The sequence below is a fragment of the Mycobacterium gordonae genome, assembly GCF_001417955.2.
In the GTDB taxonomy this organism is placed as follows: domain Bacteria; phylum Actinomycetota; class Actinomycetes; order Mycobacteriales; family Mycobacteriaceae; genus Mycobacterium; species Mycobacterium gordonae_B.
In genome coordinates, this window is record NZ_LKTM01000019.1 from 1 (window position 1) to 15,236 (window position 15,236).

A 15,236-nucleotide genomic window follows, 5' to 3' on the forward strand; every position below is an offset into this window, starting at 1 on the left:
GCACCAACTCACGCTCCCCGCCATCGACCAACGACACCTCACCCACCACCACCGACGCATCGGCCACCAGCAGCCGGTCGAAGAGTGACTCCAGACGGGTTATGTGCAAGGTGATGTCGTCGGCGCTGTAGCGATCGGGATTCCAGGCCAACTGAATTCGCGGCGCGCCGTGGCCCAGCCGTGGATAGATGTTGACCGCGACGTCGTGTATCGGCCCGTTGGTCAAGATGTTGTACACCGGTTCGGAAGGCCCGAATTCGAACGGGGTCGCGAAATCGAGGATGTTGATGATCGGGCCAAAATCGAGATTGTCGAGATGGGTGGCCCCGGCGATGACGTCCGGCCAGCGCCGGAACTGTTGATGCCGAAGCGCACCGACCAAGGCCTTGGCGACCTGATCGGTCAGTTCGCCGATGGTGTCGCCATCCTCGACGCAGATGCGCAGCGGCACCATATTGGCCACCATGCCCGCAGCCTTTTTCAAGGCCGCAGTCGTGCGCGCCGAGACCGGCAGCGACATGGAGACATCTTGTCGCCCGGTGGTTTTCGCGATGAACACTGCCATCGTCGCGATAACCCTGGCGACATCGAGTTGGTTGTTCTCCGAAAGATGCCGGCACGCCAGTTCGCGCATCTGCGGGTGGCGGGGTGCCAACGACGTCCGCGTCCCGCCCAAGTCGGTGACATCGACGGTACCGCGCAGGATGTTTTGCCAATACTCGGCATCGGCGTGGCTGCGTGAAGACTGCTGATATTTCTGGTCGGCGTCGCGGATCAACGCAAACTCGGAGAAGTCGACGTCGGAGGTGTCCGCGACCGATCCCGAGTAGGCGGCCGCGATGTGCCGGATGAAATTGTAGGCACCATACCCGTCGAAGAGGACATGGTGCGCGCGCAAATAGAAGTACGACAGGTTGTCGGTGATTCGCAACAGCGCCAGATCGGTCAGCTGGTCACCGAACAGATCGATCGGCCGGTGGTAGTTGTCGTTCATCCAGCGGTGAGCAGCTTCGACCGGGTCCGGTTCGGCACGCAGATCGATGCAACGTAGGGACTGCAACTTCTGCGGGAGTTGGCGGTCGACGATGAAGACCGGTTCGCCGTCGACGAGGGACAGTCGCGCGCATTGCGTGCCGAAGTGCGCCGCCGCCGATTCGCACGCCACCGTGAGCCGCTCGACCTCCACGTGGTGATCGATGGCGAGAAAACCGGCGATGTCGTAAGGGACTTCGGGCCTGAGTTGCTGGACTGCCCACATCGACCGCTGGCCGGCGGTCAATGATCCCAGACTGTCGGGTTGAGTGCGGTAGTTGAGCATGATGGGACGAACTCTCTATTGCGACCAACAGCCAGCAATCGATGGGTTCACACCGTTGAGCTGGCTTGTCAGACAGTCCGGCTGGGCTCGCCGCACAGACACTGGCAGGACGGCCAATGCCCGACTAGTGCTGCCGGCCAGCACCGCGATAGGTGGCCTCCGAACTCGAGTACTGCAGAGGAGGTTCCCAATCAGCGGGTTTCCGTCCGCGTGACCGCTGCGGCGAGGCCATGGGCTTCGACGACTACCGTTGCCGCGTACTAAGGCGCTGATTGGCCGAGGACGCGGGAAAAAGGAAATGATAGCAATAACCCCCTGCCCGCATTAACCTGGCGAGACCTATCGTCCGCATCGACCGGTGTAACCGGTAGAGACTTTTGCCCTCGTCCGCGGTGGCTAAGGTCCCTACCCCCGTTTGGTATCTATGGAGGGAATCCGGCGATGGCACGATCGATGGTCGTCATTCCGAACCAGGCAGCAGACCCGCCCGAGCCGCCGCCAACTGTCGAGACATGGCTGACCGGATCGCATCCTCGGTGCCGACACCCCCGCCATTGCGCATCCCTATGTGCGACAGGCGAATCGACATTTATCCCAGTGCTTCATTGATCGGCAGGCGCTCGACCATGCAGGCCAGCACCCATAATCTGCGGGCGGTGGGGCCGAAGCGGCCGAAGCGGCGGCGCTTGGCCCAGTGTTCGTCGTCGATGACCTTGGCTGTCAGTTCATCCTTCAATGTGGCCACCGTGACCTCCATTTCGTGGTCTGCACAAGCTCGGATCCCGACGACCGCTTCGACGCGGCAACGCGTCGACAGACGTCTAAAGCCTCATGGCGGGTCTGCGACAGATCTAGGGCACAGAGTCCTCAACCGACTACGGCCAGGTCCGCATGGCAACTTTCTGTTGCGTTGATCAAGCCGGCGCGCATGATCACGTTGCGGCCGTCGCAGCCATGGCCATGCACCCGCCCCCTCCGCCATCGCCGATTTTCTCGCCATCGATCACCATCCGACGTCAAGCGGCTCGTGGTTGCGTGCGACGCAGAGGCGTCTCGGTTCGGCACGCAATGCGCGCGACTGTCCCTCGTCGACGGCGAACCGGTCTTCATCGTCGACCGCCAACTCCCGCAGAAGTTGCAGTCCCTACGTTGCATCGATCTGCGTGCCGAACCGGACCCGGTCGAAGCTGCTCACCGCTGGATGAACGACAACTACCACCGGCCGATCGATCTGTTCGGTGACCAGCTGACCGATCTGGCGCTGTTGCGAATCACCGACAACCTGTCGTACTTCTATTTGCGCGCGCACCATGTCCTCTTCGACGGGTATGGCGCCTACAATTTCATCCGGCACATCGCGGCCGCCTACTCGGGATCGGTCGGGGGACACCACCGACGTCAACTTCTCCGAATGCCCTGAGCCGCAACGCTGATCGCCAGCATCAGCAGTCTCGCGTTGTCATGCCGATGCCGCGTGACAACAGATAATCGTGCGCGGCGCCCCGACCGATCGAATTTCAGAGCGCGGCGAACCAGCGCTGTTGGCGGGTGCGGGCGAATTCAGCTTTCTCGGCGACAAATTCGGTCGAGGGGCCTCGCAATACCCCGGTCGGCGTCGGACCGCTGAGGAAGTCCGCGTGCATCTTAGCGACTTCTCCGCGGCCAAACTCCATAAAGCAGTCCCCCGCTCCGTCGTAGGGGCCGGGTGGGGGAGTGCCGCGCAAGTCGGCAATGATATTGTCAGCGACGAATTGAGCGGCACGCTCGGCGAACGTGCCGGCTTTTGCAGTAAACGCCGCAGCGACATCGCCCAAGGCATAAACACCGGAAAACCGAGTGGCCAGGTTGGTCTTCTCGACGGGAATCCATCCGTCTGGTGCCAGCTTGGAGTCTGCCACGACCTTCGGAGCCCGGTGCACCGGGATACCGATGAATAAGTCATAAGGAAGTCCTCCGCCCTCGGCAAACTGGGCGACTTTGTCTGCTGTGTTCAGCTGGCACACCGTCCGCTTTCCGACGAAGGTGATTCCTCGCGCGGTCAGGTGCTGCAGAATCGGTTCGGAAACCTCCTTGGCGACCGGCACTGGGGCGCCCATAAAGCCCGTTACGGTAATGCTCACCTGCTCACCTAAGCCCCGGGTGGCGAAATAATCCTCAAGCAGGAAGGCCGCCTCGAAGGGTGCGGGTGGGCACTTGTACGGCTCGCCGAGGACGCTGATCACAATATTGCCGCCCTGAAAAGTCGGTAAGGCGGCACACAGGCGTTCCGCACCGTCCAGTGAATAGTACTCGTAACCATCCTCGGCGAATCCCGGGGTCGCCGCTGGATCATATTGCGCCCCCAAGGCCACAACAAGGATGTCCGCCTGATAGGAACCAGCTTCGGTACGTACGTAGCGGTTTTCTGGGTCAATCGCGGTGATGACTTCCTGCCGGAACTCAACACCTGGGCTGGCGAACGACGCGTATGGCATCCGCACCTCGTCTTGACTGCGTTTGCCGAGTAGCACGTCGAGCTTGGAGAAACCGAACGAGAAGCAATCGTTGCTATCGATCAGTGTCAACCGCACGTGGTCGGCCAGCGACTCGGATAGTCTGGTAGCGAGTTCAAGCCCGCCGAACCCGGCTCCTAGGATCACTACATGCGGCGTCATCGGTTCCCTTCCCGCTGCGGTCGTGTGTTGTCGTTACCGGTGTTACCCCAATCGGCGCGCATAAACAGGCTCTTCGCAATTCAGAGCGCTTGACGAATTGATGGAGCGCTGCTCCCGCGCTAGCAGGGGCTATGCGGATCGCAGAAGCAGATCGGCATGCCGGTGGCCTCGGTGATCTCGGTGTATTGCGCCATCCCCTGCTGGGTCCCCGATCGGCGAGCGACGCCAGCTCTCCGGGATCTCGGGGACTTTGGCCGACATCGCTTCGGCCAGTGTCTGCCGTGTGTTCGCCGCGCAGGTGCAGCAGCACAACAAAAGCGGTGCTGCGCTACGAAGGGGGCGATCGCGGAGCCCCGAGGCGGTGCTGCCCGGTACCGAATCCCCTCCGTAAGACTGTTGAGGGCCCACGAGGGGCCGGATAGGGCCGAGATCGCCCTGCGCTGTGGAAGTGACCGTTGCGGCGTCTGGTGGCGTCGGTGTTGTGGCGCAGTCGAGGAAGTAGGTGGCGCCGAGGTCGTGGTAGGGCATGGCGATGCTGAGCATGTGCCAGATGCGCGATACCTTGCATCAGAGAATTCGCGCTGACGGCTCGCGATTCGAGAGGAAGCCGCTGCGAGCCGCATTACAGCTTCAGGGTGTGTGGCAACCCCGCTAGGCTTGGCCCCCCACCGGCTGCCGCGGATCGCCTTCGGCCGGGTCGTTTAAGTGGCATGCGGCCCTGGTGCGGAACGGCTCGATCAGCTGGGCAAGATATGCCACGGGGTAATTGGGTTTCGCCGCCATTCCGAGGTCGTCGGTACGAAACCGGCGGTGGGGGTCGAATGAGAAGGTGCGCAGGGCGTGATCCCAGGTCAGTGTGAATAACCCGAAGTTGACGTCGCCCACACCAGCCCATTTCAGGTGGTGAAATCGGTGGCCTTCATTGAGCGCCAGAATTAAACGTAGCGGGCCGATCTGGTAGTCGGCATTGGAGTGTTGTAGCAATAATTGGACAGCGATACATACCGCCAGCGCCTCGGCCACCGACGTGGGCATTCCCATAATGACTAAAGGCGCTGTGCCTGCGGCTAGTTCGACTGCGCCGTGCGCGGGATGCTTCATCAGGCCATTGAAGCCGTAGAACCGTTTCACGCTGTGGTGTACCGCATGCAGTCGCCACAGCCAGCCCACTCTGTGACTGACCATATGCGCCAGCGTGATGCCGAGATCGGACACCAACACCGCCAGCAGCACCTGCAGCGCGAACGGCGTCGATGCCGGCCACCAGTGATGAAAAGGGCTCAATAGCGCCGTCACCGGGATGACCAGGACAGTCACCAGGGTCGCGGTCTCGTTGATGAACGCATGCGCCGCGTCGCGGCGCACATCACCGAGTGAGTCGTTCCATTCCTGGTCGTAGGGCAGGGCGCGCTCCACCGCAAACGATAATCCAATTGCCGCGGTGATCAGCACGACCATCCACAATCCGGCCCAGGGTGTGCGGGCTACCGCGATCGCAACACCGTTGATCCCGACGAGCATCAGCGGCACGTACCCGTACCGCGCCAATGTTTTGACCATGGATGGAAGTCTTGAGGCTGGGCGGGGGGTGAGGCATGTACAGATCCGTCGACTTGCACGGTTGAGCACCGGTGGATACTCGAGTGTGTGATGTGGTCTGGCGCGGCGGTCATTGAACCGGGCCGCCTTATCTACGGTGGGCAACTGGGAGCCGCGCACATGCATGCCCACGCCGCTGTCCAGATCGCCGCAACCACCTCAGGGGCTATCGCCTTCATCGACGGCGCCGGGCGGCGGGCGCGGGGGCTTGCCGGGGTCATCCCAGCCGGTGCAGCCCACGCCCTCGACGCCGGCCCCGCTACGGGGCTGATGATCTATCTCGAGCCCACTAGCGCTACCGGTCGCAGGCTGGCCGCGTTGTTGGCTCCGGGTGCCCGTGAGGATGCACGAGCCTGGCTGGCGGCGGCGAGGCGGGTTATCAATCCGACGGAACAACAGGACCTTTGCTCCGCAGCCGGTGCGGTAGTAGAGCAACTATGCGGTTCCGGTTCGGTAGTGTCGAATGAGGGCGCACCGCACTCCAGCGTGCGCGAGGCGATCGACCTTCTGCCCAATTTGCTGTGCGGGCCGGTGCGGCTCACCGACGTGGCGCGTGCGGTGCACCTCTCGGCTGACCGGCTTGGTCGTCTGTTCGCCCGCGACGTCGGCCTGTCATTTCCCGCCTATGTGCGGTGGGCGCGGCTCATCCGGACGATGGAAGTGGCCCGCAGCGGGGGGACCCTGACCGACGCGGCTCACGCCGCCGGATTCACCGACAGCTCACACGCCAACCGGGCGTTTCACGAGATGTTCGGTATCGCCCCGTCCGCCGCGTATAGCAGTGTGCGCCTGCAGTGATCGGCCGCCGCGCGATGCCCGCGCAAGTTGACCGATCAGGCGCTGGGGTGTGACCGCAATAGTGTTTTTTTAAAATAGGACCGGATGGCTTCCGGGCAACACGGCGCCGTGGGCCGGGGTCGAGGATCGTTTTGCACTAGGTTGTGCTGAGGCTCGCTCTGGGGGCGCTTGGCGCAAACGTCGGCATCCTCTCTGATCACTTGCGTCCCGGGAGGTGCCTTATCGCGCGGCAGAGCTTTGGTGTTCCCACAGACGTCGCCAGTCCTGTTCTTCTTGTTGTTTGTCGTGATGCAGTTCGTTCGACGGCGCGGTGAGGTGGATGGCGGGGTGGGGCAGGGTGAAGAAGTCTCCTTTGCCCTGGGCGGAGGTGTGTGCGCCGGTGTCGATGTAGCAGTACCCTTCCCCCGAGAGAATGCCGGTGTTATTGGTCAGCTCGAGGTAATGAAGTGCGTTCTCAGCGGCGGCCTTCGCTCCGTTTCTGGCGAAGATCGCTGCTTTGGGCAGGGGTCGGCCGGATGGTGAGGTGACCGTAGTGATGTCACCGATGGCAAAGATGCCGGGGTGCCGGGTTTGCATTGTGGTGGTGTCGACACTGATCCAGCCGGGCCGGTCGAGAGCGACAGCCGGTTCGTGCGGGGGTATGAACATGAGCAGGTCAAAGTCCACGGCGGCGCCGTTTTGGAATGCGATCAACTGATGGTCAGCGTCGACGTGCGAGACGCTGTGTTCGCCGTAGAAATCGATGCCGTCGGCGTTGAGTAGTGCTACGAGTTCGGGGCCAGCATAGGGGCCTGCCGAGGGCATGGGCTGGGCCTCCGGGCTGTAGATCGAAATTTGAGTCGCGGCGCGAGAGCCGTTCTCGGTGAGGAGATCTGCAGCCAGGAGAGCGCCTTCGTAGGGGGCGACTGGACATCGGTAAGGCTGGGAGGTGACCAGGAAGACTAACTTGCCGCCGGTGAAGGTCTGCAGTGCGCGGTGCGCGTCAGCGGCCGCGTCGGCGCTGTAGTAGTGCACCGCCACGCCGGCGGCTACAGCGGCTTGCAATCCAGGGACTTGGTCGATGGCGTTGCGAGCACCAGCGGCGATGATCAAGGCGTCGAAGGCGATCGTGGTGGCGTCGGCCAAGGTGATGGTGCGCGCGCCGGGGTCGATGCGGTGGACCGAGCCGGTAATGGTCGTGACTTCGGACAGTGCGTCGGCAGCGGGGCGGATGGGCACGCTGTCCTGGTCGCGCCAGCCGCGCATCACCCACGGTAGGGTGAATCCGAGAAAATGCGAGAAGTCTTCGTCGATAACGGTGATGTCGAGGGCGTCAAAAGCGACGTTGGACTCGGTGAGTTCGTGGATGACACTGAGTCCACCGATGCCGGCGCCGACGATAACAAGCTTTTGCTTGGTGTGCATTTGTTTCCCCATCTTTCTTCTGTCTGGGCCGAGTGTGCGAACTGAGTGTCAAGAGGGTTGTCGCAGCACTGGATCGGCGGGTACCCGGCCTTTGACGGCAATGACGTGACGGCTCGCAGCTGGCGCCGGTGGTCGTGGCGAAGACGCGGCATTGCACGGCATGCACACACGCTGGTGACGCATTAATCACGGCGCGCCGCCGGGGCAGCGGGATGAATTGAGCTGCGGTCCAGCTCGCACCGCATCAGACAACGATGCCGATGCCGGACGACCGCGTCGAGCGATGTGTCTGAGATTGCCGCGGGGTGGTTTGGCGGGCGCCCACCGCGCCCAGGACGTGCGCCACGGCGCCTCCCTCGGACGGGGTCCGCCGCGGTAGTGCTTATTACCTACCGCCGGCGAGGCAGCTTGCGTGCGGCGGCGCCCTGTACCGCATTGACAGCGGCCTTTAGCCGGCGGACTTGCTGGGAGTTGCGCACTTCGCCCGGTTTGGGCCGATGATTCTCGTCCCTCGTTGAGGATGGCCAAGCTCATCGGCTGCCTATCAGCGGCCGACCCAGTCGTCTCGGGGACGTCGCCGAGCCGAAGTTCGTAGATTTCAGGGCATCGGACACACCGGGTCAACCCCATCCGCACCGCCAAATCAGCGTGAAGTGAGCTTGCCATAACCCTTTTATACCATACCCCCTACGGTATTACGGCGACAGGGTTGATGCGTCGAACGCCGCGGCGGACGCCCGCGGCCCGGTATCAGAAGCGCGCACGGAGAACCCGAAGGCTGTACGGATTATGTTGGTGCGCATCGCAATCTAGCCCGAATCCATCGGGTTAGAGTTGGCGGGAGACCTTAAGAGGTGTTAAGGCACTGGTTCCTCGCGTACACCTTCTCCTCATGCTTGCCGGACCCAGACCATCCGGTAGTACTGGCCTGTCCCGTCGTTGTCGGGGCTGCTTGCCACCCTTACCGGCGTCTCCCGGTTCGGGCTACCCGCAGCTTCGCTATGCTTCTGCGACAGCACAACGGCGCGGGTCTCTCACTTCCGCGCGATATCAAGATCGGCCCAGACCGGCCGCGGGTCGTGTGGATTCCATGTCGGTGTAAGGACTCAGGACATTCTTGACGTTTTGTCGTCAGGAGATGCTTGACGGCTTCTGGGGGTTGGCTCCTGCGCCAGCGACGTGAAACCGGGTGATGGGTTTGAGGTTTCGTCGTGGTCGTACGGCTATTTCTTCGTCGCCGTGCAGGATGCGTAGGTGGGTGTCCTCGATGACGACGGTGACGATTTTGCCGCGGTGGCGGGGGCCGAGTTTGATGTTTTGGCCGGCGACCATGATGCGGCCGCTGTCGTGGACCTTGCGTTGAGCCCGCAGGGACCCCGCGGGCAGCGGCGGTGGTGGCAGCGGCGTGGCTGGTGGTCGTGCGCCTTTGAGGCGACCGAGCTGCTCGGTGTCAAGGGGGCACGGCCAGGTGCCGATCAGAGCGTTGTCGATCACGGCGTGCATCAGGTGCCCGTCTAGCCGGAGTGTGACGCGCCGTCCCGCCCAGGCGAATCCGATCAAATGGCTCGCGCCGGCGAGGGATACCACACCGTCTTTGGTGACCGTTCGCTCGATCTCGACCGTTTCCCCAGGCCGGATCACGGCCGTGCCGTTGGCGCGGCGTAACGCTGGGCGATCGGGTTCTGGGCCGGCTGGTCGTGCGCCGCGCATGGCCAGGTGCCTTAAGTCCTCGGGTAGAAGCCGAGATCGGACCGTGCGCAGAATCTCTCCGTCGAGGCTGATATGGATGCTGCGCAGGTCGGCCCAGACACTCAGGGTCCGTCCCACCAGGCTCTTATGGACGGAGACCGACTGACGTCCGGAGCGGATCGAGACTTCGCCGCTGGGCGGCACGCGCACTTCGAACTCAAACGCAGCGCCGGCCGGAGGCGGCGAAGGAGGCGGCTCGATCACATCGATGATCAGTGATGACGGCGTCGCATCCTGAGGCTGGTCGGATTGGTTGGTGAGGTCGAGACGAGTGGGGCCGTTGGGCCGAAACAGGCTTGCGGGGACCGCCATGTCCAGACCTTGATGTGGGCGCTGGTGGTTGTAGCCGTGTACCCAGGCGTCGATGGCCTCCTGGGCGGCAGCGATTGACTCGAACGGCGCCACGTGATCGAGGAACTCTGTGCGCAATGTCTTGTGGAAGCGTTCTATCTTGCCGGTCGTCGTCGGTGATCGTGGTTTGGTCAGCCGCTGCTTGATGCCGTTCTCGCGGCAGATCTTCTCGAATAACACCTCCACCGGTAGCGGTTTGATGAAGCGGCCAGTGAACTGACCGCCGTTGTCGCTCAACACTTCTGCAGGGACGCCGTAGCGGCGCATCGCCTCGAGGAACCCCTCCGCGACCTCACGGGCCGACGGTGTGGCCAACACCGTGGCCAGCACCACAAACCGGGAATGATCGTCCAAGCCGGTCAACAGCTTGCATTCGCGTCCGTCGGCTAAAGGCACACCGCCAACGATGTCGAGTTGCCACAAATGCATCGGCGCTTCGCGCTGCCAGCGTTTGTACTTCCGTTTGCGGTGCTGATCCTGCGGATTGATGAGCCCGTTACGGACCAACACCCGATGCACCGTCGCCCGCGACGGCACCCGGTCCAGTCCCGTCCGGCCCAACTCATGACTAATCCGACGAGCGCCCCAACGCGGATGCTGCCGACGCATCTGGCATATCTGCGCCGCGACCTCAGCAGACAGCTTGGATGGACTCGTATGCGGCCGACGTGACCGATCGATAAGGCCGGCCATGCCCTCTTCCTTGAACCGCGTCCGCCAAAAGTCCAGCGATTGACGCGTCGTGCCGTAGCGCAGCGCTACCTCGCCGATCGGCGAGCCGCCCAGCACCTCACACACCGCCCTATACCGGTACTCCACCAACGCTTGCTGATCCACAACCCGCCCACTCCGCCGCCGACAAAACCGGAGGGAACAAGATCACGAACAACGCCGAAACGTCAAGCGTGTCTTGAGAACAAACCGTCAAAGATGTCTTGAGACGAAACACCGACATTCCATGCGGATCACGGAAGTCAGTACACCTCAAGGGCTTTCGCGAAACTCTGCAATGATCGTGGTGTCATCCAATCGATGGGTGGGGTCAAGTGCCGATGACGCGCTCGCCGAATCCTTCAACGCCTCACTCAAACGCGAGATCCTGCAGGACCGCACATGTTGGCCGAACACGGCGTCCTGCCGTCGCGAAGTCTCCGCTGGCTGGCCCGCTACAACACCAAACGACGCCACTCCCGATGCCGTCATTCCAGTCCGGCCACCTACGAAAACAACCACACAACCACTACGCTGCCACAGCGGCGTAACCATAAATCCCGTGTCCACCACATGGGGTCAAGGCCCGATCAGACGTGCCCCGCGATGCGTGGGCAAGAGGCGCCGTCTAGCCCGCTTTGGTCAAGGTGAACAGTTGGTGGTGTTCAACGATATAGCAGCTCGGTGGGGTGTGTGGGAAGTCCACTTGCCCCGCGGGCGTAAAGTGCACTTCACCCTTGAGTGTAATAGGGTCCCACCACTGTACGACGCTCACCGGATGGGATCCGGGATCCCATAAGCTGTCGGCCATTTGGTATAGCGGACAGTCAAGACCATCCGGGATGGTCCGTGAATTGACATATCGGCCGTCTATGAATGGGGCGTCAAAACTTCGCCCTAACGCAGTTGTCACGTGAGCGATGCAGTCCGGGCTGCAGGTCGTATTGACAGTCCACGTCCCCGTACCGCCGTCGGCGTCCGCGTAGAGATAGACCCCATCCATCATCGGAGATTCCGCCCTGGCTTGCGGTGCGACCACACCGGGCGCCACTCCGAGCAGCAGCCCAATAGCTGCGACTAAGACTTTGATCCTCATGCGTGTTCCATTCTCGTCTTTCGAGCATCGAGAAGCCAAATTGTATCTCCGCGGGGCAAGCTGGCCTCGGCTTAATCACAAAAACAATTTCTTGATCATCTGCGCCTGGCGCGGACCATCGGATGGGCGCGATCTCGTCGAATTGCACAGATTCGCAGCGATGAGAACGATAATTTGAGTGAGTCTGCGATCACTGGCGGCCGTCGCGTGTAGGTTATCGCAATGGTGTAGGAGAGCAACCGTATTTCGATGTGCCTGCTCTGGGGCGGACGTCGTGAACAACGGTCTGCCCCGCACACCGGGTAGCTCGAAGTCGAACACCGGCGAATTGCTATCCGGAGAAGCACTTGCGGCGTCATCTGCGTTGTCAACCGTGTCAGGTCGTGAATTCGGTGTAGTTGAGGGCGGTCATCATGCCGGCTTCCAGGTGGTAGCCGTGATGGCAGTGGATCATCCAGGTGCCGGGGTTGTCGGCGATCAGCACGGCCTTGAGTTTCTGGTGAGGCTGCACGATGACAGTGTCTTTGCGAGCGCCCAGGCTGCCGTCGGATTTGATGACCTGGAAGGTGTGACCGTGCAGGTGCATGGGGTGGTACATCATGGTCGAGTTGGTGAAAGCCAGGGTGGCGCGCTGGCTTTGTTTGACGCTTACCGGCGGACTGTCGGGGTAGGGCTTTCCGTTAATGGACCAGTCGTATTTCGTCATGGAGCCGGTGAGTTCCAGGGCCAGGTTCACCTCTGATTCCGCTGACCCCAAGCTGACGGACGATGGGGCGGTGAAGGTGTCGACGGTGCCGATTCTGCCGTTGAGCTCGGGAGGCGCGAAGTTGACCTCTGGTGGGCTGCCGCCGGCGGTCTTCAGCAGCGCGCGCCCGGGTGTCGCCGATTTGCCTTCAGGCATGGCTACCAGCGGGAAGACGCCGTCGCTGACGGTGACGACGACGTCGTAGCGTTCGGCCATACCGACCAGCAAAGCGTCGGTCTCGGTCGGCGCAACCGGGAAACCATCGGTGTGGGTGACCGTCATGACGTGGCCTGCCAACGCCACGCGGAATGCGGTGTCGGCGCCGGCGTTGATGATGCGAATGCGTATGCGCTGACCCGGTTTCGCGTCGAAGGTGGTCGGCGCCGCCGCGACCCGGCCATTGATCAGATAGTACGGGTAAGCGATGTCGCCGGAGTCGCCGCCCAGCAATGCACTGCTTCCCACCGCTGGCATCCCGGGCATCTCCTGCTGGCTGGGTTCGTGAGCCATTCGAGAGCTCTTGAGCTCATCAAATATCTGCTGAGGATTTCTACCGACGCCGTCGGTCCAGTCGTCGAGGACGACGATCCATTCAGCGTCGTAGCGGCCAGGTTCTGCGGGGTCATCAATGATCACCGGCAGGTACAGCCCATAATCGGTCTGCAGGCCCACGTGCGGGTGAGCCCAATAGGTGCCGGGATGCGGCGAGGAAAACCGATAGGTGAACTCGCTGTTGGCGCCGATATTGGGCGTGGAAGGGAAAACGCCGTCCATGTCGTTGCGCAACGCGATGCCGTGCCAGTGCACCGAGGTGGCGTCGCCGAGCCGGTTCCTGACCGTAACGGCCAGTTCGTCCCCAACATTGGCGCGGATCAGCGGGCCGGGCAGAACGTCGCCGTAAGCCAGTGTTCTCGCGACCGGACCGCCGAGGTCCACGGACACCGGTTGGGCGGTCAGTGTGGCGGCGACGGTCCGTCGCGTGTGTGGGCGGGCTTTTTCCGCTGCATTAATGGCCTGCTGCAAGTCGAGTGCGCGATCGCTTCGCCCGCATGCCCCGAGCGCCAGTCCGGCCGCGCCGGCAATCGACGCGGTCACAAACGTGCGCCGATCGAGTCGGACGTCATTTCGCATTGTTTGCATCAACCTTCCTTCGTCGACTTCTCGTTTGGCGTGCCGCTGCCGGGGGATGGATTCGTCGCAACTACGACACCCTTGAGGACCGGCCGTGGCGACGGGCATTCCGTTGTCATAACGCACCCCGATACGCTGCGCTCATGACTCGCTGAAAGGGGCTACCCATCCAGTGCGGAGCTAAGCAACGGCGCGCTCACGATCGTTTCCGAACAGTGTCGGAGCATTGTCTGATGCCAGAAGATGCGGCTGCGTCTTCATTGCCTGGACGGGTCTGTAGATGCTGGTTGCGGTCGAGCAGGTGTAAAGCAAGAGCTGCGAGGACACCGATGACGAAGAGCCCTGCCCAGACCAGTTCACCGGCTCCTGCCTGCCGCGCTGCACCCATGGCCCAACCGGTCGCCAGGTTGCCGGCCAGGATTCCCACTCCGACGATGGTGTTGTAGAAGCCGTAATGCGTAGCGACCAGCCGGCCTTCAGCCAGAGCCATGACCGTATCCATTTCGAACGGGAAGACCGCGGCCGAACCGACAGCCAGCATGGCGGCGGTCACCAGCAGCGCGGCGGCAGCCGCGACGATCCCGAGTCGAGAGTCGTCGGGGATGGCCACCAGCGGCAAGAAGGAGGCCGCCAGCACACCCAACCCGATGGCCAGGCTGCGCCCCGGGCCCCACCGCGCGGCGAACCAGCGGGTGATGCGCAGCTGTCCGGCCACCGCCACCCCACCTGAAACGACGAAGATCGCCGCCACCAGCAGCGGTTGATAGCGCTTGGTCAACAGCGCCGCCTGCAGCGGCAAGGCGAGATAGACCTGGAAAGACAAGACGTAGGAGCCGATCATCGCCGCGGCGAACAACAGAAAGGACCGGTTTCCCAGGACGACTCGCCAGTCATCGAGTATCGATGTTTTCTCTGGTGCGGCATCGGCGCTGTGCTGCGGCAGCGCCAGCAATTGCGCCACCGTCAGCACCGCAAAGACCGCCGCCGCGCCTGCCGCGGTGATGCGGAAGTCGATAGCAACCAGCAGCACTCCAACTAACGGGCCCAGCAGAATTCCAGCCTGATAGAAGATGTTGAACACCGCGAATGCTTCCACACGGCGCGCACGTGAATCGGCGGCGAGATAAGCGCGCACCGCGGGATTGAACAACGCTCCAGCGAAGCCGGTGGCAGCCGAGGCGATCAACACCACCGGCAACGAGTGAGCGAAGATCAGCAACGCGAAGCCGCCCGTGCGGAGCAGACAACCGGCCACGATCAACGGTTTGTAGCCGATCCGGTCAGCCAGCGTGCCGCCGACAATGAACATGCCCTGTTGGGAGAAGTTGCGGACACCCAAGACCAGCCCGACGGCCCACCCCGCCAGCCCCAGTGGGCCGGCGAGGTAGGCCGCCAGGTACGGCATCAACATGTAGAAACCCAGGTTGATGCCGAACTGATTGATCATCAGCATCCGGCTGGGCCGATCGAAGCTGCGGAATTGGGTCAGCAACTCCATTACTGCATCGCTCCGGTCGGATCCACCACAGTGGCGCAGCGGGTCCAGGACTGCACGACCTGGTCGTTAGGGTGGTCGATCACGGCCGGCTCCTCGGGCGGAAATTGGTCGAGCAGGCCGTGCTTGCGGCAGTAGTCGTCGTTGTAGATGGTGTCGAAATACCGTTGTGGTCCGTCGGGGAA

10 protein-coding genes and 2 pseudogenes are annotated in these 15,236 nt (G+C 62.6%); 3 read left to right on the forward strand and 9 right to left on the reverse strand.

Annotated elements, in window-relative coordinates:
- The coding region (locus AO501_RS04450) for a condensation domain-containing protein (protein WP_055576570.1) at nt 1-1,318 on the reverse strand (1,318 nt) is incomplete at its 3' end.
- 589 nt (nt 1,319-1,907) lie between these two features.
- Nucleotides 1,908-2,063 carry a hypothetical protein gene (locus AO501_RS34805; RefSeq protein ID WP_205879636.1) on the reverse strand — a complete coding sequence of 52 codons (156 nt, stop codon included), beginning with the start codon at nt 2,061-2,063 and terminating at the stop codon, nt 1,908-1,910.
- Nucleotides 2,064-2,345: 282 nt separating this feature from the next.
- Here AO501_RS34805 and AO501_RS04455 point away from each other — a divergent pair, with 282 nt between their 5' ends.
- Nucleotides 2,346-2,738 carry a condensation domain-containing protein gene (locus tag AO501_RS04455; protein WP_055576571.1) on the forward strand — a complete coding sequence of 131 codons (393 nt, stop codon included), beginning with the start codon at nt 2,346-2,348 and terminating at the stop codon, nt 2,736-2,738.
- Between the two features lie 97 nt (nt 2,739-2,835).
- On the opposite strand, the gene AO501_RS04460 is transcribed toward AO501_RS04455, so the two are convergent.
- Nucleotides 2,836-3,972, reverse strand: a complete 1,137-nt coding sequence (locus AO501_RS04460; protein WP_055576572.1) for an NAD(P)/FAD-dependent oxidoreductase — start codon at nt 3,970-3,972, stop codon at nt 2,836-2,838.
- A 651-nt stretch (nt 3,973-4,623) separates the two neighbouring features.
- Complete coding sequence (locus tag AO501_RS04465; RefSeq protein ID WP_055576573.1) at nt 4,624-5,532, reverse strand: sterol desaturase family protein; 909 nt, start codon at nt 5,530-5,532, stop codon at nt 4,624-4,626.
- Between the two features lie 90 nt (nt 5,533-5,622).
- Between AO501_RS04465 and AO501_RS04470 the strand changes: the two genes are divergently transcribed.
- Entirely contained in the window at nt 5,623-6,369 is a 747-nt protein-coding gene (locus tag AO501_RS04470; RefSeq protein ID WP_055576574.1) for a helix-turn-helix transcriptional regulator, read from the forward strand.
- Nucleotides 6,370-6,588: 219 nt separating this feature from the next.
- Here AO501_RS04470 and AO501_RS04475 read toward each other — a convergent pair whose 3' ends face one another.
- Both AO501_RS04475 and AO501_RS04480 read right to left on the reverse strand, forming a co-directional pair.
- On the reverse strand, nt 6,589-7,773 hold the full coding sequence (locus tag AO501_RS04475; protein WP_055576577.1) for an NAD(P)/FAD-dependent oxidoreductase: 1,185 nt from the start codon (nt 7,771-7,773) through the stop codon (nt 6,589-6,591).
- Between the two features lie 1,131 nt (nt 7,774-8,904).
- Nucleotides 8,905-10,710, reverse strand: a complete 1,806-nt coding sequence (locus AO501_RS04480; protein ID WP_231752331.1) for an IS481 family transposase — start codon at nt 10,708-10,710, stop codon at nt 8,905-8,907.
- 117 nt (nt 10,711-10,827) lie between these two features.
- Between AO501_RS04480 and AO501_RS38740 the strand changes: the two are divergent.
- Nucleotides 10,828-11,115: pseudogene (locus AO501_RS38740) on the forward strand (integrase core domain-containing protein); the annotation flags it as partial.
- Nucleotides 11,116-12,056: 941 nt separating this feature from the next.
- Here the strand turns inward: AO501_RS38740 and AO501_RS04485 are convergent.
- The 3 genes and pseudogenes from AO501_RS04485 to AO501_RS37720 form a co-directional block, all read right to left on the reverse strand.
- On the reverse strand, nt 12,057-13,565 hold the full coding sequence (locus tag AO501_RS04485; protein ID WP_055576575.1) for a multicopper oxidase family protein: 1,509 nt from the start codon (nt 13,563-13,565) through the stop codon (nt 12,057-12,059).
- Between the two features lie 187 nt (nt 13,566-13,752).
- Nucleotides 13,753-15,054, reverse strand: a complete 1,302-nt coding sequence (locus AO501_RS04490; protein WP_082658376.1) for an MFS transporter — start codon at nt 15,052-15,054, stop codon at nt 13,753-13,755.
- Nucleotides 15,054-15,236, reverse strand: a pseudogene (locus AO501_RS37720) (pyridoxal-5'-phosphate-dependent protein subunit beta); the annotation flags it as partial. The pseudogene AO501_RS37720 and the gene AO501_RS04490, both read right to left, overlap by 1 nt.

What these genes read in the sequence shown, in the direction of transcription:
- AO501_RS04460 (WP_055576572.1), bottom strand. Translation starts at nt 3,972, where the DNA reads ATGACGCCGCATGTAGTGATCCTAGGAGCCGGGTTCGGCGGGCTTGAA.
- AO501_RS04470 (WP_055576574.1), top strand. Translation starts at nt 5,623, where the DNA reads ATGTGGTCTGGCGCGGCGGTCATTGAACCGGGCCGCCTTATCTACGGT.
- AO501_RS04465 (WP_055576573.1), bottom strand. Translation starts at nt 5,532, where the DNA reads ATGGTCAAAACATTGGCGCGGTACGGGTACGTGCCGCTGATGCTCGTC.
- AO501_RS04485 (WP_055576575.1), bottom strand. Translation starts at nt 13,565, where the DNA reads ATGCAAACAATGCGAAATGACGTCCGACTCGATCGGCGCACGTTTGTG.
- AO501_RS04475 (WP_055576577.1), bottom strand. Translation starts at nt 7,773, where the DNA reads ATGCACACCAAGCAAAAGCTTGTTATCGTCGGCGCCGGCATCGGTGGA.
- AO501_RS04490 (WP_082658376.1), bottom strand. Translation starts at nt 15,054, where the DNA reads ATGGAGTTGCTGACCCAATTCCGCAGCTTCGATCGGCCCAGCCGGATG.